A 19,797-nucleotide genomic window follows, 5' to 3' on the forward strand; every position below is an offset into this window, starting at 1 on the left:
TCCGTTGTGCACCATCCAGTGCGACGTGCAAGCGCCTGCACGGCAAGATCCGGAACCTGACGCGCCGGCCGAGCGGTCAGGCCTTCTTCGCCACCGGCTCACGCAGCGTGGGCGCCGCCGCATCGGATGTCTCTCGCGGTCCCCCCTCGGCACGCGAGATCATCGCCAGAATGTCGTTCGCAAGGTCCGCCATCTTGACGACCTCTCCCTTCAGCCGGGACACCTCCTTGCGCTCGCCGGCCCGCAGCAGCGCGGCGACATACCGCTTCAGGACCAGCAGGCTCGTGCGGTCGAGGGCATAGGCCTGCTCGAACGCCACCGCGGACTGCCGCTGGTTGCCGGCAAGGAAATAATGCTCGCCCAGGAGCTGCCACGCGTCCCGCGACAGATCCGGGTGGTGCGCGCAGATCCGGTGCAGCATGAGGTTCGCCTCCTCGGACCTGCCCTGCCGCGTCAGCAACGACATGTGGTGGAAGATGCCGCGCTCGGTGGGGACCGGGCTGCGCTTGAGGCTTTCGCGTGAGGCGTTCAGGGCCTCGTCGAGCCTGCCAAGCTTTTCGAGGTGAAGGCTCTTGAAGAACAGCAAACGTGCCGAATAGGGATCATCACCAATTGGCAGTGACGAGACCCTCTCCAGCATCTGCTCGGCGCCGGCAAGGCTGGACATGTAGGCCCGGGTCGTGAAGCCGGCCAGTTCGTCGAAGGCGCTGCCGACGTCGATGGCGACGCCGCCGGCCTGCTTGAAGACCCCGCAATAGACCTTGCCGCAGAAGCCGGCCCCGACAAGCGCCAGGCAACCGGTCTGGTCCTCGCCGCGCAGTCTGGCGCAGACCTCCCGGAAGCGATCCGGATAGTGGCGATCGCTGGGGCTCAGGTGCTTGGCTTCGCCGGGGATGCGGATCAACTCCACGTCGACGCCGAACCGTTCCCTGAAATGACCGGCCACGGGATGCGGCGTGACAATGACCACGCGCCGCGCCGCGCGGATCAGATCCGCCAGCAGGCCGGATCCGAATATGTTCTGGTGGAAGCTGGAATGTGCCGACCGGCTCGTGTCGGATTTCAGACTCAGTTGCGTGAACACTCGGGCCGCTCGCGACCGCCGGTAGTTCGTTTGTTCTTCGAGCGCCGGCCCGCCGACAACGTCCGCATCCCGATAGGCGCTCTTCATCCGCTCGCCCAGATCCGAAATGGCATTCGCCGGAGCTTCGGTACCGAACAGGACCTTGAACGCTTCGTTGCGCGCGGAGGGCGGGAAGATCGATCCGTCGCCGCCCAGAAACATGCCTTCGCCGTCGCCGAAGCGGATTGCCGAAAACGGCTTGCCGGCGCGCAGGCGCTCGCCGGCAAGCTGCAGTATCTGCTTCTGCGACAGCGAGGGCGCCGGCTTCGGCGCCGGCGGGGCGTCCGCCCGTTTCGGGGCAGGCGGCGCGGCGGTTTGGGCCTTCGGGGCTTTGCGGACACCCGTCCGGACCGGCGGAGCGGAGCGGCGGGCGGCGCCGTTGGCGTAGAGCCGCGCGATCATCTCCCGGCGTTCGGATTCGACCCGTCCGACGGACTCGCCGTAGTCCGCCCGGAACCGCGCCTCCAACTCCAGATTGGAGGCGCTGGCGAGCTTGGCATGCGCAACGGCGCGGGTCTCGGCCTTCGGCACGGAGCCGGGCGGCAGGCCCAGGTGGCCGGCGATCAGCCCTACCGGGTCCGGATACATGCCGAACAGCCGTTCGTAGGATATCCGCAGCGGCTCAAGCTTCTCCACCGCAAACAGCGCCTCCAGCCCGACCTCCTGCTGGCGGATGTGCTGGACCCAGCCGAGGATCTTCTCACCGTCGTAGTCGGAGAAGCCGTGCGACACGGCGATCCTGTCGTCCGACGCCGCGGCCGTGTGGAAGACCTGCGTTTCCACCGCCTTGTAGAGCGAGATCGCCTGCAGGACGATGTTCTCGCGCATCAGAAAGACGCACGGCGAGGTCGGCGGGAAATACTTGAGGAACAGGCCCCTGTCCCCGAACTTGCGGAGATGGAAATAGGTCACTTCCACCGTGAACACGTCGTTGTCGGTCTTGCGCGACCGCAGCAGCGCGTCGAGGTAGGTGTCCGGCGTGTTCGCGTTCAGCGACCTGGCGATCGACTGGATGAAGCTCGGATTGAGGTATTCCCCGGCATAGCCGAGCAGCTTCGTCTCGGCCAGGGCGGTGGACAGCCAGGAACTTCCCGACCGCGGCGTGAAGTAGATGACATGGCGCCTGGCGGCGGGCGTCCTGCGGGCGACCAGCCTTTGCCGGGCGGTTTCGTCGACCGTGACGCCCCTGAGCGTATCGGCAGTTGTCTCAGCAGTCATTTCGGTCCGCGATTCGGTACGGCGCTCGGAGTGCAGGTGCGACAAGGCATTCAAAAGACTAACGTTCGCATGAAAACACCAATGGCAATCGTCGGCTTCCGGCAGCGCGCCGCCGGCAGCGCTGCCCGACGTGCGGCCTGCCCATCTGCCAGCCTGCCTACCTGATGGGGTAACGCAATCCCGTCCGGGGCGGCAGCGACAGCGCGTCGGGCCAATAGCCCAACCATTCTATAGCGAATATGGCAAGGGAAAACACGACGGCGGCGGCGATCACCGCCAGCATCCGCTTGGACGGCGGATGGTGCACCCAGTAGGCCATGCGAAGCAGCAACCTGAGGAAATGATCCATCTGAATGCCGTGCCGCAGTGGCTCCGCTCCGGCCCCCGTCGCGGCCGGGCCGCTGCCGGAGATCAGGCCCGCAGGCCCAGCCGCTCGCCGGAATAGCGGCCGCCGCGGATCGGCGCCCACCAGGCCTCGTTGTCGAGATACCAGTCGACCGTCTTGCGCAGGCCGCTCTCGAACGTCTCGACCGGCCGCCAGCCGAGTTCGCGCGCCACCTTCTCCGCATCGATCGCGTAGCGCATGTCGTGGCCGGGCCGGTCGGCGACGAAGGTCACCAGGTCGCGCCGCGACGAGCCGTTAGCGCGCGGATAGCGGGCGTCGAGGAGATCGCAGATCGCGTGGACCACGTCGAGATTGCTGCGTTCGGCGTTGCCGCCGATATTGTACGAACTGCCCGGCTGCCCCCTGGTCAGCACCGTGAACAGGGCGCGGGCGTGATCCTCGACGTAGAGCCAGTCGCGCACGTTGGCGCCGGTGCCGTAGACCGGCAGCTTCCTGTCCTCGAGCGCGTTGAGGATCATCAGCGGGATCAGCTTCTCGGGGAAATGGTAGGGCCCGTAATTGTTCGAGCAGTTCGACAGCACCACAGGCAGCCCGTAGGTGTGCCACCAGGCCATCGCCAGGTGGTCGGACGCCGCCTTCGAGGCCGAATAGGGCGACGAGGGCGCATAGGGCGTCTCTTCGGTGAAGATGCCGCCGTCGAGCGGCAGCGCGCCGTAGACCTCGTCGGTCGAGACGTGATGGAACCGGAAGGCGTGCTTGCGGTCGGCCGGCAGTTCCGACCAGTAGCGGCGCGCCGCCTCCAGCAGTTCGTAGGTGCCCACGACGTTGGTCTGGATGAAGGCGCCGGGCCCGTCGATCGACCGGTCGACGTGGCTCTCGGCGGCAAGGTGCATCACCGCATCGACCTGCTCCTCGACCATCAGGGCATGGACCTTGTCGCGGTCGCAGATGTCGAGGCGGGCGAAACGGTAGCGCGGGTCGCCGGCAATGGCATCGAGCGACGACAGGTTGGCCGCGTAGGTCAGCTTGTCGAGGTTGACCAGCGAATGCGGCGTCTCGCCGATCACGTGCCGGCAGACCGCCGACCCGATGAACCCCGCTCCGCCCGTAACCAGGATCTTCATCGCCGTGTCTCGTCAGTAGCTGAAATGGGCCGGAAGGTCCGACAGCGCCGGATGACGCCGGTCCTTGTCGGAGAGAATGGCATCTGCCGCGTCGACCGGCCAGTCGATGCCCAGCGCCGGGTCGTCGAAGGCGAGGCCGTGATCGTGGTCCGGCGCGTAGTACGCGGTGACCTTGTACTGCACCTCGGTGTCGGGAACGAGCGTGCAGAAGCCGTGCGCGAAGCCGGGCGGCACCCACAGCTGCAGCCAGTTCTCCGCCGACAGCTCGCGCGCCACGTGGCGCCCGTAGGTCGGCGACCCGGTGCGGATGTCGACCGCGACGTCGAGGATGGCGCCGCGCGAGACCCGGACCAGCTTGCCCTGCGCGTGCGGCGGCGCCTGGAAGTGGAGGCCGCGGATGACGCCGGCCTGGCCGGACAGGGAGTGATTGTCCTGCACGAACGGCTCGCCGACGCCGGCCGCCTCGGCGCGACCACCATCACCTCGGGTATCTCGCAGGCCTCGACGCTCAGCACGACGTGTGCGCTCCCGCGAGGTGCCGGTCCCGGGCAGCGGCGCGGGCGGATCCATCGGACAGGTTCATGAAAAGCTCCCTAGCGACGGCCATAGACGTCTTCGTAGCGGACGATGTCGTCCTCCTCGAGATAGCTGCCGGTCTGAACCTCGATGAGATGCATGGGAATGCGGCCGGGGTTCTCGAGACGGTGGCGCGCCTTGAGGGGCACGAATATCGACTCGTTCTCGGTCACGATGCGGACCTCGTCGTCGAGCGTGACGCGCGCCGTGCCCCGAACGACGACCCAGTGCTCGGCGCGGTGGTGATGCGACTGCAGCGACAGCTGGCCGCCGGGCTTGACGACGATCTCCTTGACCTGGAAGCGCTCGCCCAGGTCGAGCGTCTGGTACCACCCCCAGGGCCGATAGACCCGTTCGTGGGTCGCGGCCTGCCGGTAGTTGCGGCTCTCCAGCTCGGCCACCACCCGTTTCACCTCGCCGGTGTGCTCGGCGGAGGCGACATAGATGGCGTCGTGGTTGGCGACGATCACCACGTCCTTGAGGCCGTGGGCGACGACCAGCGGCCCGTCGCTGAAGGCCAGCGTGTTCTCGGTGTCGAACAGCATGGTCGGGCCTTCGGTGACGTTCTCGCCGCCGCCGTTGCCGCCGCGCGCCTCGTACAGCGCATGCCACGATCCGACATCCGACCAGCCCATCGAGACGGGCACGACGGCGACCTTGCCGTCGAGCTGTTCGGCGAAGGCGTAGTCGAAGGAGATGTCGTCGATCTGCGCGTAAGGCTCGGCGTCAAGCCGCAGGAAATCGAGATCCGGCTTCGCCCCGTCGCAAGCGGCACGGCAGGCCGCCAGCATGTCGGGGCACAGTCGCCCGGCTGCTTCAATAAGCGTCTGCGGGCTGAACAGGAATATCCCCGCGTTCCAGGCGAAGCCGCCCGAGGCCAGGAAGCCTTCCGCGGTCTCCCGGTCCGGTTTCTCGCGAAATCCCCTTGCAAGCGAGACGCCGGGCGCTTCGGCCAGCGCGTCGCCGAATTCGATATAGCCGTAGCCCGTCTCGGGCCGGTCGGGCGTGATGCCGAAGGTGACGACATAGCCTGCCTGCGCCGCCGGCGTGGCCTGCCCGATCGCCGCGCCATAGGCCTCGGCGTCGCCGATCACGTGGTCCGCCGGCGCCAGCAGGACGAGGCAGTCCGGCCCCTTGCGGGCCTCGGCGCGCAGTGCGGCGACGATGGCCACGGCCGCGGTGTTGCGCATCAGCGGCTCGAGGACGATTTCGGCGACGTCGCCACCCCGGCGCAACTGCTCGGCGATCAGGAAGCGGTGCTCCTCGTTGCCGATGACGATGGTTTCGGTGACACCGTGTCTGGCGCCCAGCCGCCCGACCGTCGCCTGCAGGAGCGAGCGGTCGCCGACCAGCGACAGGAATTGCTTGGGATAGGACCGGCGCGACCACGGCCAAAGGCGTGTCCCCGATCCGCCGCACATCACCGCGTGAACGATTTCCGTCATGGGCGAACGCACCTCCAGGCTGAACTCCGAGCGACCAAGCCAGTACGCAGATCAATCATCACACCAACCGCCCTCTGATCCGGCTCTCATCCGAACTTCAGGGCAGACAGCCCCGTCCCGGGACCCCCTCCCCTTCGCCCTGCCCCTGCGTCCTCCTGCCTAGTCCGTCTTGAAAATGCTGCGCTGCTCCGTCTGGTAGGCAACCCAGTGACTGGCATCCTGCTTGTACGGCAGGTCCCACTTGAAGCCCACGACCTTGCGAATTTCGGTGACCGGGAGGATGACATAATCCTCGAACAGGCGAACTTTTTCCGGGTCTTCCGAACGGTAAAGCGCAGTCAGAATGCCCGGGCCGGTAACTTCCCAAACATTATTCGACAGTTTCTGATTGATATTCTGGATCGCCTTGTCGATTGCATACTGCATCAGATACTCGTGCGGCCGGCATATGATCATGAAATCATTTGCCAACTTCGAGTTTCTTACGAAAAAAAGCCCTTTTGACGTCGGGTCATAGAGCGTCGAGAGTCCGCCGAGGTTCTGTGTGTCGGCGTCTATATACACACCGCCCTCTTCGTAGAGCGCGCAGTAGCGGAAGAAATCGGCCTTCATGGCCCCGACATTGCAGGCGCGGTACGCCATGCATGCATCCAGTCCAATGCGCTCGCGAATGTAGTCTTCGGCAGTTTCGTTGTTGAACAGGCGGTAGTTCACGCCCGGCTCTGCTTGCCACGTGCTCATCAGACTGACGACTTCTGCGGGTGGGTTGTGATCCCAGAACTGGAACATGTTTATGGGCGCGTCCTCGCGCCCGCTCGGCTTGTTCTCAGACAGGTCACTCAAGCTCATCACCGGTTCCCCGATAGCTCTCGACGGACAATTTCCCAGCTATACCCTCACCTGCATGGTGAGTTCTTTGATGCCGGCACTCAGCGCATCAGTATCGCAGATGCGATAAAGAGAATTTCGATCGTATTTCCCCGACTCGCTCTCGATGAGTTCAAAATGGTTTCCATCTACAATATCCGCCGCTCTGCCGGATTCATTAACGTGCAAATACCAGTCTCGAATTCTGTCGGCCTGAGCAGGGGCGAGAATGACCCCAGGAGTTTCCCAAAACCAACCGACAATGTGCTGCGCCGTTCCTGGCTGCGCGACATAATAACTTGCGCACTTTGCCAGATGTATGGTCTCTACTATGTCATACTCGCCGGCAATGAAAATATTATTACGGACCTCCGGACTCAGTTCGCTGACCACATCCTCAATATAATCTCGCATGCGCAGCATAGACTCTTTGACGCGAAGCGACCAATTTTTTTGTCGGGCGTGTGCCGAACCGTAATCCAGCGGGGGCGAGAACCCGTGCAGGACGATGAGGGTCTCGCCCGGCCGCTGCAGCAGGGCCATGACGAGCTTTCTGATGAAGTCCGCCTGATTCAGCGCGGTTCTGTTCTTCGTCCGCACCGTTATCCAGACCACGAATGCCTGACGGCGGCGGACCTCGGCGAGAAAGGCCCCTATTTTCGGGGAGGGCCTTCCGCCTTCAACGCGGCGTCGAATTCTCTGCTTGGCGGAATCGGTGAAAAGCGAGCCCGCGACCCGGAACATGAAGCGGTCGGGCCGGTTCAGATTTTGCCCTTCATCGACCGGCTCGACGGAAAAGTCCGCAAGTTCCGGGAAAAGTTCCTGCAATTGTCCGAGCGGCTGGTGTTCGACCCGAACCGAGGAGCAGGCCGCAGCCCTGTCGGCCTCCGTCAGCAGGTATTCGAGCGCCGGGATCTCGTTCCAGGCCAGGTGCGCGAAATTGACATGGCCGATTGCGAGTTCCGGGCTGAGAGCGGCCGACCAGTCGATCTCCGAGCCATGCCGGCATGCGATGAATCGCTGGAGCTTCGCCTTCAGCACCTCGGGCGACGCGGACTTGAAGTCCGTCAATCGCGTCAGTTCACCGGCGTTGCCCGCCTCGCTGAACCGCACGACGGCCAGGATCGGATAGGCTTCCGCGATCGCGCCGGTAAGAAGCCACCACTCCTCGCCCGTCTCGGCAGCGATGGCGCCGTACCAGAGCTCGTTGCGCGCCACCAGAATCGAGCGGACGAAGGTCAGGCGAACGGCGTCCGCCCCGTCCAGGATGAGTTCGAAACGGCCCTTTTCCCAGATGTCCCGCTGGTACCTGCGCACCTGCCGGCGTCCGAGGTATTCATTGAGCCGCACCGTCTGCGACGTCAGGCGCTCGACAATCGTTTCGTCCGTGTGATCCTGGGCAGCGAGTATCATCCAGGCGCCCCGTGCAGCAACTCGAGCTTTCGCTCCATGAGTCGCTCCAGTCCGGCGAGATCCAGATTCTGCTCCAGGTATTCCGTTTCTGCAGACGAAAACTCACGCGGCTTGCGAGCCACCGCGAGCGCGTTCTTCAGGACATTGTCGAGGCCTTCGACATCCAACTCCTCGCCCGACAGTCCCAATGCGGAGAACAGTCCGACGATGGTCTCCCTGCTCTGCCACAGCTCGTCGTAGTCCACGATCAGCACCTGATGCTGCGGATCCCTTTCGGACTCCAGCAGCGCGAGGGCCAGTAAGGTGTTCTTGTTTATCTCATCGGCCGCGACCTTGTGGTCCCGGCTTTCGGACCAGGTATTGTCGCGCGCGCGCTGCAAATAGGAATGCGCCACGGCATAGGGGTCCCGAACGATGTGGACGATGGACACCCGGTGGCCGGCAAATCGCTTCAGCGTAAGCTGCGCCGAGTACATGAAGTTCGGGCGCTTGTCGCCGACGATCCGGAAACCACCCATTTCGGCAAGTACGGATTCGTTCTTGTGCTTGTTCAGGGTGGGGAGCAGACCGCGGGCGTACAGTTCCGCGATGTATGCCGGCGAAAACATCTCCGGGCTGTATCCGAAGCGCTCCGAATAGAACTCGGTGAACATTCCTATGTCGGGGTGACTGTTGAGGAGCCGGCCAAGCGCCGTCGTGCCGGACCGCGGAGCGCCGCTCACGAACACGAATCCGGCGGGAGGCTGCGCATCCAGCGAAGGCGGCGCCGCGACCAGGGGGATGTCGTGCACGCTCGTCACATGGGCCCACGTCATGACGCCCGACAATTCGTCCATCACCGCGTCGGCAGCGGCCAGATCGTTGGCCACCAGCGCCCGCCGGAGCCTGGATTTAAGAACTTGAACCGTATTGTCTTTCATGCCTTGCGATATCCTAGCTGCAGGTCGGCGACAATTATGTCGAAACAGGGGATTCCGGCAATGTCAGTGCCTTGGAGCCAGGGCAACCAAAGGGGGGAATGGCGCTGAATACGCGCGGGCGGTTCACATTCTCCATATCACACTCGACCGCCGCCCGTGATATGAGCATAGTTCCCCCGGAAATGGGAGTCTGACCGGGCGCGCCATGGCACGGCCTCGACCGTTCCACCGGCACTCTTGCCGAGCCCATGCGCGGGCTCGGCGACGCCTCGCCGGGATCACTCCGGATCGACGATGTCGCGGTGCGGATGTACCTGCCAGAGGCGCTCGATGAGGCAACCGGGGCACGTGCGCCGGGGTCGGCTTCGGGCCGTTTTCGGGGAACCGAATTGTCAGCGCCCGTGCCCTCACCTATGAGTCTGCGCGAGCGCATGACGCAATCAATTCACATCTCGAGATGCAGTATCTCGGAAGTCTGACGCAAAAAGACAAAATCCCTCTGGAAGACGACACCCTGACTTGCACAGCCAAATGCAACATTCGCCGAATCCAGAAACCACAGAGAGGCAATCAGAGATGCACGCCGGGTCGAAGGACATCCAGGAAGGTGTCGCCGAACTGAACCGGATCTTTGACGATCCGGCCACGCGCGACAAGCCGCTGAAAGAGCGGGAGCCGATCACGAAGATTCTCGAGGAGACCCTGTACGAGATCATCGATATTGCCGATCCGGGCATCTTCGTCGAAGTCGGCGCCTTCGAGGGTAGCTTCTCCAAGCAGATGAAGGCCAAGTACCCCGACCGGCCGGTGATCGCGCTGGAGGCAAATCCTCGCGTGTACGCCCACTTTTTCGAAGACCTGAACGCCGCGGACGTCTCCTACCACAACCTCGCCGCGTCCTCCTCGAACGGTCCCATGAAGATGTACATACCGACGGTCATCGCCGGAAAGGAGATGCCGAAGATCGGCCGCATGGGATCGCTGCTGCAGGTCGGACTGCGCGACAGCGAAACGACCGAGGTGATGGTCTCCGCCGTGACGCTGGACCAGTTTCTGGCCGGCAAGGACCTGAAGGGGGGATGCTTCTGGATCGATGTGGAAGGCGCACTGGACCAGGTTCTGGCCGGAGCAAGGAACGCCCTGAAGGACGCGGCGATCGTTTATGCAGAAATCGAAATCGCTCCCGTCTGGAAGGAGCAGGCGCTGTCGCAAAGCGTAATCGACACCCTGGCCACCATCGGTCTCGAACTGGCTGCGAGAGACTGCCAGAAATGGTTCCAGTACAATGCCTTGTTCCTGAACAAGTCGCTGCAGGAAGATCCGCGCGTCCAGGATCTTCTGACGCGGTTTTACGAGAACGGCCTGTCGATCTTCAAGTCGTGAGCGGTTGATCGAATCCGGCCGTTCATGTCGTCCAGGGCAGGTTCCCGGCGCGACCGGGACGGCGTCCGGTCGGAACGGCGCCTGACCGGCGTGGCGCCCGGCCGGCGATACGGCCTGCCGGCGAAACCGCGCTCACAGGCGGACGCTGGGGCCGGTGTAGTCGGGCTTGACGTTCAGGCAGTCGTAGCCGAACCGCTTGACCACCTTCACCTGGCAGTTCGGAAAGCTCGCTCTCACGGTCTCGCGCAGGTGATCGAACATGTCCCTGGCATAGCTGATGTGGCAGGTGAAAAGCTTGTTGCAGGTATATGCGATCGGAACGAATCTCGGCGCATCGTTCAGGTAGAGGCGTGCCAGCCCTTCCTGAACGCCGGGCCAGTCCGGATTGAGGTAGTCGTCGACGTAGATGATGCCGCCGGGCTGCGTCAGCTCCATGGCGATGCGGAAGTCGTTGATGGTGTGCTCGACCATGTGACAGCCGTCGACGCTGAACATGGAGAACGCGCCGCGTTGCGCGCGGATCTCGGCGATGTCGCGTCTGGTCAGCGCCATGCTGTCGACGCGTCGGATCTCGGTTTCGTCCTCCGGCAGGTCGAACTGCCGGAGATTGGCCGTGAACGCCTCGAGATTGCCCTTGCCGGCGCCGTCCAGATTGAAGTGCTGAAGGTCGAACACGTCGAAGGCGGTGTGCTTTCCCTGTCCCTTCTTGGTCAGCGCGAGGCCGATGAAGAACTTGCCGTGGAACACGCCGATCTCGGCGATCGGGCCGGTGATTCCGGCGTTCTCCTGGTATTCGTGCAGCGGCTGGATGACGTTCCAGAGCTGCGGGATGCACCACCCCTGGACCTTCTTGATCCCTCCGTCGAGATAGGGGGCGACGTGTTCGATGCTCATGGGGCTATTCCGCCAGGGCTTTGCCGGCCACAGGGCTCCGCGTGCCCCATTGCGCCTCGGTCAACTGGTATATCTCGATATCGGTGGCATTGGCGGCGAGCAGCTTGTCGAACAGCTCCTCGCCCAGTTCCTCGGCCAGCCGGGCGATCTTGTCCTGAGGACTGGCGTTGGACAGATCCGTCACGTTCCTGTGGGCCTCGTACGCCCTGAAGTCGGGAAAATGCGGCTTGAGATAGGCCTCCAGCCGTTTCGCGGACCCCTCGAAGTCCTCCACAAGTCCGACGAACGGCAGAGCTTCCAGGGCGCGCATGGCGGTCGACCACAGGTCCGTGGTGATCCTGCTCTGGAACGCCGCCAGCCGGCGCGCCTGGAAGTCGCGGAAGGCGAAGTCGTTCGGCCGGTCGAGCCGGGCCCGCACGTAGCCGGGAAAGTCGTGTTCCTTGGCAAGCCTGGCGCCGAGCGTATCGGCCTGCTGCTTCCTCTCGAACGAATAGGCCGACCGGATGCGCAGCAGCGGATGGCGCAGGAACAGGATCGGCAGGACGGTGAGGTCCTGGTCGTCGTGTCCGAACCACCAGTCCCCCGTATGGGTGGACACGGCATCGTAGTGGTCGTGCGTCCGCAGGAAGCCGTTCGTCAGATCGGCGTTCGACATCCTCGGCCGGGTCTGGAATTCCTTCTCCGTCCAGCGGGCGCCGAAATTCTCCTTGAGGACCACGTCGACCGACGATCCCGCATTCTTGAAGATGTGGCAGTGCAGGACGACCTTGCGGCGGCGCCGGGCGGGGATGGTGAAGGACTTCACCGGCTCGCTCGGCGGGAGCAGGTAGACCTGACCGCAGAAGCGCTTGTGTTCGTCGCGACCCCGCTCGAACGGGGTCAGGAACGGCATCGTCTCCCTGAGCAGGCACGCCCCGTCGGCGCTTGCCAGAACGTCGTTCAGGACCGCCAGGGAGTGCGGCAGTATCGGCTTGGGAAAGACGCCGGCGGCTGAATTGGTATCGTCGTTGCGGACGAACCCGAGGAGATCCCGCCGGGCGGCCTCCGAAGCCGGCGCAAAGCCGACGCGCCCGAGGGCGTGTTCCGGGGCCGCAACCAGCGACTCGTAGCGCACCACGCGCGCGGACCTCGGCGCATTCGCCAGAATGTTCGACCAGTAGTCCATGACGAGGTCGAGGGCGGCAGCGAAGTCGTGTCCGTTGCGCCTGGTCAGGGATGCGGCAATCCTGTCGGGGGCCCGGTGCGAGATCAGCACGTCCGGGTCGTACCCCTTGTCCTCGGCGGTCTGCAGCCAGAGAGGCAGCGTCAGGGACAGTCGCGGATCCTTGCAGACGATGTCGCCCTCGACGCCGCCGAAGGCATCGTCCCACGCCGCCGAGGCGGGCTCGGCGAAGCCGTTAGCGCACCAGTCTCCGATCCTGCGGCGGGACAGCGACGAAAAGTCGAGCCATAGCGGTATGCGATCCCAGCTCGCCCCGGCAATCTCGAGGAGGCGCTGGTTCAGCCGGACGATGGGAAGCGGTTCCCAGAAACCGACGGGGTTGTCGGCTGCGGCCGGCATCAGCTGCGGACTGTGCTGATACCCGCAGAATCCGAGAGCGCCGGCCAGCGCCGAGGTTCCGGACCTGTGGGCGCCCACGACGAATACGACCTTTGGCATCTTCCTCCCGGATGGAACGGCGTTGTCTCTCTGCTGACGGCACTGGATAGTTCAAATACCCGTCCAAGGCCAGAGGACGAGCCCGGGTGCGGGGCACCCGGTGCGCCGATCAGTACAGGTCCACCGCCTCGAATGCCCGCCGCATCGCCTTCACGCCGACGTCGAAGGAATAACTGTCGTCGATCAGCGACTGGCCCCCCTTCGAGATCTTCTGCCAGAGCGCCTTGTCCGTATACAGGCGGGCGATGGCCTCGATCCATTCCTCCGGGGATTCGGCGACCAGGCAGTCATGGCCCGAGCGGGCGCCGGTTCCTTCGACCGCGATCGGCGACAGCACCGTCGGCACGCCGTGGGCGAAGGCGGAGAGGACCTTGCCCTTGATGCCGGCCCCCGACAGCAACGGCGCGACGAACACACGGCAGTTGTTGTAGACGTCGCCCACGTCGTCGACATAGCCGTGGACCTTCACGTATTCGGATTCGAGCTTGCGGACCGAGTCGGGGGTCCGGCTTCCGTAGATGTGGAAGACGATCTTGTTCTTCTCCTTCGAAAGCGCCGGCATGATCGATCGCACGAAGAACTCCACGGCCTCGACGTTCGGCGGATGGCCGTAGCCTCCCAGGAACGCGATCCCCGACCGGTTGGAGAAGGGGGGCACGCTGGTCTTGCGCGTCTCCACCCACGGACACTTCAGGACCCTGCCGGAATCGAGGATGTGGCTGGTGATCACCGCGTGCTCGATCTCGTTGTAGGACAGCGTCAGGTCGACTTTCCGCATCACCGCGAATTCCGCGTCGCGCACACCCACGACGCGGCCGATGTCCTCCCGGCTCTTGCTTCTCAGAACCGCGCGCAGCTCCCGCAGGAAGTGGAGATCGGCGTTGTTGAACAGGATCTTCGCCTGCGGCGCATGCTTCCTGATTGCTTCCAGATAGCGGTCGGCGACCTCGTAGCGGGTGACGTAGATGACGTCGAACTCACTTCCCCGCTTCTCCAGGAACTCGTGCACCGACAGGTAGAACGGCGCATAGATGGTCTCCACGCCGGTGCGCTGGAGCCGGACGGTGTCGCTGCCGAAATAGGCCATGTTCTCGGGGAGGAAGGTCACCTTGTAGCCGAGCGCCCTGACCAGGTTCATCTCCTGGACCGCCGCGTAGCCGCCGGCGTCCATGTTGGGCTGCGGCGTCGTGTAGTCGAGAAACAGAACGCGGCCCTTGATCCCGCGGTCTTTCTCCAGATCGACGTTCACGCCCTCCTTGCCGTTGCCGGCATAGGCCTCCGCCCAGGCCCGCTTGAACTTGGGACGGTTCACTTCCTGGAAGCGCTTGATGCCGGTGTTCGTGTCGGTCCCGTTCGATACCCCCTCGAAATGGAACACGACCGAATGCGGCACATACAGCGTCTTGTAGCCCTCGCTGCGCACCTTGAAGGCGAGATCGGTGTCTTCGAAATATGCCGGAGCGTAGCTGTCGGTGAATCCGCCGACAGTCTCCCAGAGGGTCCGCGGCAGCAGGATCGCGGCGCCCGAGAGATAGTCCGCCTGCCGCAGGTAGGAGTAGCGCGGGTCGTGGGCATTCGCCAGATGCCCGTAGTTCCAGGGGTTCCCGCTGTCCCAGACGATCCCGCCCGCTTCCTGCTGGCGGCCGTCGGGGTAGAGCAGGCGCGAACCCGCCATGCCGACGCCATCGATGGTGTCGAAGGCGGCCAGGAGTTCGTCCAGCCATCCGGCCGTCGGCTCGGTGTCGTTGTTCAGGAAGGCAACGTACTTTCCCCGCGCCTGCGCCGCGCCCATGTTGCACGACCGGACGAAGCCCTGTGACACCTCGTTGCGGAGATAGGTGATGCCTTCGAACTCGGCGAAGCCCCGGGTCTCGTCGGATGACCCGTCGTCCACCAGGATCACCTCGAAGGTGGCATCATTGTGCGCCAGCAGAAGGGCGCAGAAGCAGAAGTACGTGACGTTCGCCTTGTTCCTGGCGGGGATGACGATAGAGACGTCCGGCCGATCATGCTGCCGAAACCGCAGCGGCGCGAAGTCGCGGATCTTTTCGAAGCCCGCCTCCACGACGGAATGAAGCCGTGTCAGGCTTCCGTAGAGCCAGATATCGAAGTCGTCGGGCTTCCTGGGAAAGCGCCGAAGATGGCTCTGCAGGGCCCGGTACCGGTGCACCGCCGCCGGCGCGAGATAGCTGGGAAGCGGCGGCAGGGTTTCCTTCTGCAGGACGTTCCACGGGGTCAGCGCCGCCGGCAACAGGCAGTAGTCGCGCGCGACGATGAAGAGTCCGGTGGCGTCTCGGACTTCGACCAGATGGACGTCACCGTCGCATACGCTGTCGTCCAGCGTGAAGTCGAAGGCGTTCGACGAATGGTCCCGCTGTCCGCGTCCGTAGTAGCGGTTGTCGATGCGCAGTCGCACCGCGCCGCCGAAATCCGTTCGCAAGGTGACCACCTTGCCGTTGATCTCGATACGGCTCGACGGCAGGTCCATGTCGGGAAACACGTACAGCGTCTCCGCCGACAGGTCATCGCAGACGATCTCGATGTCCTTCATCGATTGATTGATGAAGGGGACATCCAGGGGCACCAGGTAGCTGTAGAGCCCCTTGTGCGCGAAGCGCTGCTCGCTTTCCGACTGGTACAGCACTTCCTGGAAAGACAGGTCGACGCTGTCGGGAAGCAAGGAAAGGCCGGCGGTGAAGAGGTAGCCCATCGCCCCCTCCGCCGGTTCGTGCGGCTCCTGGTAGACGATCGATAGCCGTGCGTATGCTGCTTCGGCGGGTGCCGCGATCCTGATCTGCACGTGCTGGTAGTTCGACAGCTGGCGACCGCCCAGCCGGGTCGGATCCAGCTCCTCCGACTGCGTGGCCAGAATCGTTCCGTTTCGGTCACAGATGCGGATGGCGATCTTCGCGCGCACGCGGTGCGAGGCGAAATATCCCTCGAACCGGTAGACGGTACCGCCGGCGATCCGGATCTCCGGACCGTGGGCTTCGGTGTAGTGGTATTCGATCGGCGGCTCGTTCGGGGGGATCTCCAGGTAGGTGGTGTTTCCGTCCGCGAGTTGCCAATCGGGAATGTTCCAGCCGAAGCGCGCTCCGCTGTTTGGCGCGGTCGCCGAAAAGACGCATGACCCGGGCCCGGCAAAGGCCATCCGATTGAGCGGAAGCTCCCCCGACTCTATGAACCGGGGCGGCTCCGGGACAAACCGGGCCTTTCCGGAGCGGATCCTGTAGAGTTCGTGGACATCGGGCTGGGTGGCGAGGATCAGCAGCCCGTCCTCCGTGGAGAGGATCGCGACGATGTCGTTGCGGATCGAGGCAACGACGTCGCGACGTCTTGCCCTGTCCACTGCGATTTCGGTCGCCTGAGGTTCAATCACCTGCAATTCGCCGGAGTTTCTCCCGCGCATTGAAGCCCCCTGCTTTTTTCGAACATGAACCACGACGCAGCTTCCTTCTGACCGTTAATCATTCCGGAGACATCAAAATTGTCTCCACCAGTATCAATTTCGCTCGAAATCCAATAATCGGCACTATATATGGCAATTCACTTCATATTTGCTTCCCTCCCGAAACAAAAAGAAACAGTATTCTCATTCATATCTTCTGATTATACGCCCCCACTTCCGGCTGTCCGGCGAGGAACGCGTCTATCTCCTTGAATATCGCCCTCATGTTGCCCTCCGAAGACGGGCTCTCCACCACGACGACGAGTTCGGGCTTGTTGGAGGAGGCCCTGACGAGCCCCCAGGTACCGTCTTCCAGCACGATCCTGATGCCGTTGATCGTATTGATCTCCCGCACGGCCTGGTTCGCCACCTTCTGCCGTGCGTCGGCGCGCGCGGCAAAATGCGCCGTCACGCGGTCGACCACGTCGTACTTGTCCTCGTCGGCACAATGCGGCGACATGGTCGGCGACTGCCAGCTGACCGGAAGCGCGGCGCGCAGCCCGGACAGGGCCTGCCCCGGATTGCGATCCAACATCTCGCACACGGCGATGGCGGCGATAAGTCCGTCGTCATACCCCCTGCCGATCGGCGCATTGAAGAAGAAGTGGCCCGATTTCTCGAAGCCGGCCCGGGCGCCCGCCTCCCTGACGCGCCGCTTGATGTAGGAGTGACCCGTCTTCCAGTAGTCGACGGTGGCGCCATGGCGCTTGAGCTCCGGATCCGTCGCAAACAGCCCGGTCGACTTGACGTCTACGACGAAGTGCGAGCCCGGATGGAGGGCGGCCAGGTCGCGGGCAAGAAGGAGTCCCACCTTGTCCGCGAAGATCTCCTCGCCGCTGTCGTCGATCACCCCGCAGCGGTCGCCGTCGCCGTCGAAGGCCAGTCCGACGTCGGCGCCGTGCCGCCTCACGGCGTCGGCCACGGCGTGCAGCATGGCCATGTCTTCCGGGTTGGGATTGTAGTTGGGAAAGGTGTGGTCCAGCTCGCAATCGAGCTCGATCACCTCGCATCCGATGGCGCGAAGCACGCCGGGCGCGATCATGCCCGCGGTGCCGTTGCCGCACGCGACCACGGCCTTCAGCGGATGCCGGAGCGCCTTGCCCGCGACGAGGTCGGCGGCATAGCGCGCGGCGAAGCCGGCGACGTAGCGGTACTGGCCGCCCACCCGCCCGATGCCGGCGCCGGAGAGCACGATTTCCTTCAGCCGGCCCATCTCGTCGGGCCCGAAGGTGACCGGCCGGTCGGCGCCCATCTTGACGCCCGTCCAGCCGTTGTCGTTGTGGCTCGCCGTCACCATGGCGACCGCCGGCAGGTCGAGTTCGAACTGGGCGAAATAGGCCATCGGCGACACCGCAAGCCCGATATCGTGAACGCGGCACCCCGCCGCCATCAGGCCCGTCGCCATCGCCATCTTGATCGACGCCGAGTACGACCGATAGTCGTGGGCGATCACGATGTCGGGCGGCACCTGCAGGTCATGCAGCAGCGTGCCGAGCCCCAGGCCGAGCGCCTGCGCTCCCATCAGGTTGAGCTCGCTGCCGAACAGCCAGCGCGCGTCGTATTCCCGGAACCCGGTCGGCCGGACCAGCGGCGTCGTCTCGTATGCCGCAGTATTGGCCACGATCGAACTTTCCGGTTTCGGGAACATTGCTCGCCTGTCTACTTTTGCAGCACGCACAAATTAGCACACTTTTGCGAAAATGATGCAACGCAGCAATTGTGGCTTTTTCGGTGACGCCCGAGGGCGGGGTCTTTATCGCGCCCCGCTCCGCGAGTCGAGGCGGCGGATTCCGTTATTATCGTAATACAATATGCTTGACGCTTCGGCGCTGCCTGACTACTCAGGTCTTCAACAGAGTCCCTGCCCGCGCGACCGACCGGCGCGCACCGGCCGCCGCTCCGACGGCGCGGCGAGCCTTCGGTGGAGGGCCCATACCGGAACCAGGGGAGGACGGGAATGACAGTCACGCGGGAACTGGCGGAGTATCTTGTCGAAAGCCGCAGCGCCGATCTTCCCGACGACGTGCGGCGGGAGGCCCGGCGGGCGCTGGTCAACATCGTCGGCTGCGCGCTCGGCGGGGCGCCGGAGGAGGCCACGGAGATCGCGATCCGCACCTTCACGCCCTTCTCGGGCCCGAAGGACGGGCTGATCGTCGGCCGTCGCGAAAAGCTCGACCCGCTGCGCGCCGCGCTGGTCAACGGCATCTCCACGCACGTGCACGACTACGACGACACGCTGCCGAAGAACTACATCCATGCCAGTTCGCCGGTCGCTTCCGCGCTGCTCGCCTACGCCAGCTGCAACGACGTCAGCGGAGAGGATTTCCTGCATGCCTTCGTGCTGGGGTTCGAGACGACCTCGCGGGTCGGCAATGCGACCTATCCCTCGCACTACGATGTCGGCTGGCACAGCACCGGCACCTGCGGCGTGCTCGGGGCGGCGGCCGCCATCGGCAAGCTGACGGGACTGGGCGTCCAGGACATGGTCTGGACCATCGGCCTTGCGGCGACGCAGTCGGCGGGAATCCGCGAGATGTTCGGGTCGATGGGCAAGCCCTTCCACCCGGGCCGGGCCGCCCAGAACGGCTACGAGGCCGCGCTGCTGGCGCGCAACGGCTTCACCAGCGGCGAATACGGCCTTGAGGGGCCGCGCGGCTTTGCCCACGTGCTTGCCGCCGACCGCGACCTGGCGAAGGTGACGGACGGGCTGGGCAGAGACTTCGACCTGCGGGTGAACACCTACAAGCCGTTCCCGTGCGGCATCGTCAACCATCCGGCGATCGACGCCTGCATCCAGCTGAAGGAAGAGCACCGGCTCGACGCCGCCGCGATCAGGGCGGTGCGCCTGCGGGTCGCGCCGCTGGTCATGGACCTGTGCGGCAAGCGCGACATCTCGACCGGACTGCAGGGCAAGTTCTCCGTGGTGCACGGCGCAGCCGTCGGCCTCGTGCGCGGCCGCGCCGGGCTCGACGAGTACACCGACGCGGCGGTCAACGACCCCGAGGTCAAGCGGGTCCGCGACGCGGCGGTGCCGGAAGGCGATCCGGCGATCACCGAGGACGGCGTGCATGTCGAGGTGGAGCTTGCCGACGGCAGCGTCCTCGCCAAGACGCTCGAGCACTCGCTCGGCAATCTGGAACGGCCGATGAGCGACGACCAGCTGTCGGCCAAGTTCCGCGACCAGGCCGTTCGCGCCCTGCCGGCCGAGCAGGTGGAGACGGTCCTGCAGGCATGCTGGACCATCGACGCGCTGCCGGCGGTCGGCGATCTCGTCGCCGGGACCGTCCCGCGCTGAGCTTTGCGACCAGACCGCGCAGCGCGGCCTGCGGGATCTGACTAAAATGGGGGCGAGGCGGTTGTCCGCCTCGCCCCCGGCATTT

General features: G+C 64.5%; 14 protein-coding genes. 2 read left to right on the plus strand and 12 right to left on the minus strand.

The features are described 5' to 3' along the window. Positions 1-76: 76 nt before the first annotated feature. From V3328_RS11270 to V3328_RS11305, 8 genes are all read right to left on the minus strand, one after another. Positions 77-2,341 (minus strand): Stf0 family sulfotransferase, encoded by a 2,265-nt coding sequence (locus tag V3328_RS11270; RefSeq protein ID WP_340329757.1) that lies wholly within the window; start codon positions 2,339-2,341, stop codon positions 77-79. Between the two features lie 157 nt (positions 2,342-2,498). Further along, on the minus strand, positions 2,499-2,690 hold the full coding sequence (locus tag V3328_RS11275; protein WP_340329758.1) for a hypothetical protein: 192 nt from the start codon (positions 2,688-2,690) through the stop codon (positions 2,499-2,501). 62 nt (positions 2,691-2,752) lie between these two features. Continuing rightward, positions 2,753-3,811 carry a dTDP-glucose 4,6-dehydratase gene (gene rfbB, locus V3328_RS11280; protein WP_340329759.1) on the minus strand — a complete coding sequence of 353 codons (1,059 nt, stop codon included), beginning with the start codon at positions 3,809-3,811 and terminating at the stop codon, positions 2,753-2,755. Positions 3,812-3,823: 12 nt separating this feature from the next. Next, a complete protein-coding gene (rfbC, locus tag V3328_RS11285; RefSeq protein ID WP_422732923.1) occupies positions 3,824-4,381 on the minus strand; it encodes a dTDP-4-dehydrorhamnose 3,5-epimerase in 558 nt (185 codons plus the stop codon). 23 nt (positions 4,382-4,404) lie between these two features. Next, positions 4,405-5,832, minus strand: a complete 1,428-nt coding sequence (locus V3328_RS11290; RefSeq protein ID WP_340329760.1) for a mannose-1-phosphate guanylyltransferase/mannose-6-phosphate isomerase — start codon at positions 5,830-5,832, stop codon at positions 4,405-4,407. Between the two features lie 159 nt (positions 5,833-5,991). Further along, positions 5,992-6,681 (minus strand): glycosyltransferase family 32 protein, encoded by a 690-nt coding sequence (locus V3328_RS11295; protein WP_340329761.1) that lies wholly within the window; start codon positions 6,679-6,681, stop codon positions 5,992-5,994. 39 nt (positions 6,682-6,720) lie between these two features. Beyond that, on the minus strand, positions 6,721-8,112 hold the full coding sequence (locus V3328_RS11300; protein WP_340329762.1) for a hypothetical protein: 1,392 nt from the start codon (positions 8,110-8,112) through the stop codon (positions 6,721-6,723). Then, positions 8,109-9,032 carry a sulfotransferase family protein gene (locus V3328_RS11305; RefSeq protein ID WP_340329763.1) on the minus strand — a complete coding sequence of 308 codons (924 nt, stop codon included), beginning with the start codon at positions 9,030-9,032 and terminating at the stop codon, positions 8,109-8,111. Before V3328_RS11305 ends, V3328_RS11300 begins: the two co-directional genes overlap by 4 nt. A 576-nt stretch (positions 9,033-9,608) precedes the next feature. On the opposite strand from V3328_RS11305, the gene V3328_RS11310 reads away from it, so the two are divergent. After that, on the plus strand, positions 9,609-10,415 hold the full coding sequence (locus V3328_RS11310; RefSeq protein ID WP_340329764.1) for an FkbM family methyltransferase: 807 nt from the start codon (positions 9,609-9,611) through the stop codon (positions 10,413-10,415). 132 nt (positions 10,416-10,547) lie between these two features. On the opposite strand, the gene V3328_RS11315 is transcribed toward V3328_RS11310, so the two are convergent. The 4 genes from V3328_RS11315 to V3328_RS11330 form a co-directional block, all read right to left on the minus strand. After that, positions 10,548-11,309, minus strand: a complete 762-nt coding sequence (locus V3328_RS11315; RefSeq protein ID WP_340329765.1) for a class I SAM-dependent methyltransferase — start codon at positions 11,307-11,309, stop codon at positions 10,548-10,550. A gap of 4 nt (positions 11,310-11,313) precedes the next feature. Beyond that, the gene (locus V3328_RS11320) at positions 11,314-12,969 is read right to left on the minus strand and encodes a sulfotransferase family 2 domain-containing protein (protein ID WP_340329766.1); all 1,656 of its coding nucleotides are present in this window, start codon (positions 12,967-12,969) and stop codon (positions 11,314-11,316) included. Between the two features lie 109 nt (positions 12,970-13,078). Next, entirely contained in the window at positions 13,079-16,348 is a 3,270-nt protein-coding gene (locus V3328_RS11325) for a glycosyltransferase (RefSeq protein WP_340329767.1), read from the minus strand. A 217-nt stretch (positions 16,349-16,565) separates the two neighbouring features. Next, on the minus strand, positions 16,566-18,065 hold the full coding sequence (locus V3328_RS11330; RefSeq protein WP_340329768.1) for a phosphomannomutase/phosphoglucomutase: 1,500 nt from the start codon (positions 18,063-18,065) through the stop codon (positions 16,566-16,568). A gap of 309 nt (positions 18,066-18,374) precedes the next feature. Here V3328_RS11330 and V3328_RS11335 point away from each other — a divergent pair, with 309 nt between their 5' ends. After that, positions 18,375-19,712: an MmgE/PrpD family protein gene (locus V3328_RS11335; RefSeq protein ID WP_340329769.1), complete on the plus strand. Its 1,338-nt coding sequence runs from the start codon at positions 18,375-18,377 to the stop codon at positions 19,710-19,712. Positions 19,713-19,797: the final 85 nt, after the last annotated feature.

Origin of the sequence: Microbaculum marinum (assembly GCF_037855135.1) — a bacterium.
Lineage (GTDB): Bacteria > Pseudomonadota > Alphaproteobacteria > Rhizobiales > Tepidamorphaceae > Microbaculum > Microbaculum marinum.

What these genes read in the sequence shown, in the direction of transcription:
- V3328_RS11270 (WP_340329757.1), bottom strand. Translation starts at nt 2,341, where the DNA reads ATGACTGCTGAGACAACTGCCGATACGCTCAGGGGCGTCACGGTCGAC.
- V3328_RS11275 (WP_340329758.1), bottom strand. Translation starts at nt 2,690, where the DNA reads ATGGATCATTTCCTCAGGTTGCTGCTTCGCATGGCCTACTGGGTGCAC.
- rfbB (WP_340329759.1), bottom strand. Translation starts at nt 3,811, where the DNA reads ATGAAGATCCTGGTTACGGGCGGAGCGGGGTTCATCGGGTCGGCGGTC.
- rfbC (WP_422732923.1), bottom strand. Translation starts at nt 4,381, where the DNA reads ATGGATCCGCCCGCGCCGCTGCCCGGGACCGGCACCTCGCGGGAGCGC.
- V3328_RS11290 (WP_340329760.1), bottom strand. Translation starts at nt 5,832, where the DNA reads ATGACGGAAATCGTTCACGCGGTGATGTGCGGCGGATCGGGGACACGC.
- V3328_RS11295 (WP_340329761.1), bottom strand. Translation starts at nt 6,681, where the DNA reads ATGAGCTTGAGTGACCTGTCTGAGAACAAGCCGAGCGGGCGCGAGGAC.
- V3328_RS11300 (WP_340329762.1), bottom strand. Translation starts at nt 8,112, where the DNA reads ATGATACTCGCTGCCCAGGATCACACGGACGAAACGATTGTCGAGCGC.
- V3328_RS11305 (WP_340329763.1), bottom strand. Translation starts at nt 9,032, where the DNA reads ATGAAAGACAATACGGTTCAAGTTCTTAAATCCAGGCTCCGGCGGGCG.
- V3328_RS11310 (WP_340329764.1), top strand. Translation starts at nt 9,609, where the DNA reads ATGCACGCCGGGTCGAAGGACATCCAGGAAGGTGTCGCCGAACTGAAC.
- V3328_RS11315 (WP_340329765.1), bottom strand. Translation starts at nt 11,309, where the DNA reads ATGAGCATCGAACACGTCGCCCCCTATCTCGACGGAGGGATCAAGAAG.
- V3328_RS11320 (WP_340329766.1), bottom strand. Translation starts at nt 12,969, where the DNA reads ATGCCAAAGGTCGTATTCGTCGTGGGCGCCCACAGGTCCGGAACCTCG.
- V3328_RS11330 (WP_340329768.1), bottom strand. Translation starts at nt 18,065, where the DNA reads ATGTTCCCGAAACCGGAAAGTTCGATCGTGGCCAATACTGCGGCATAC.
- V3328_RS11335 (WP_340329769.1), top strand. Translation starts at nt 18,375, where the DNA reads ATGACAGTCACGCGGGAACTGGCGGAGTATCTTGTCGAAAGCCGCAGC.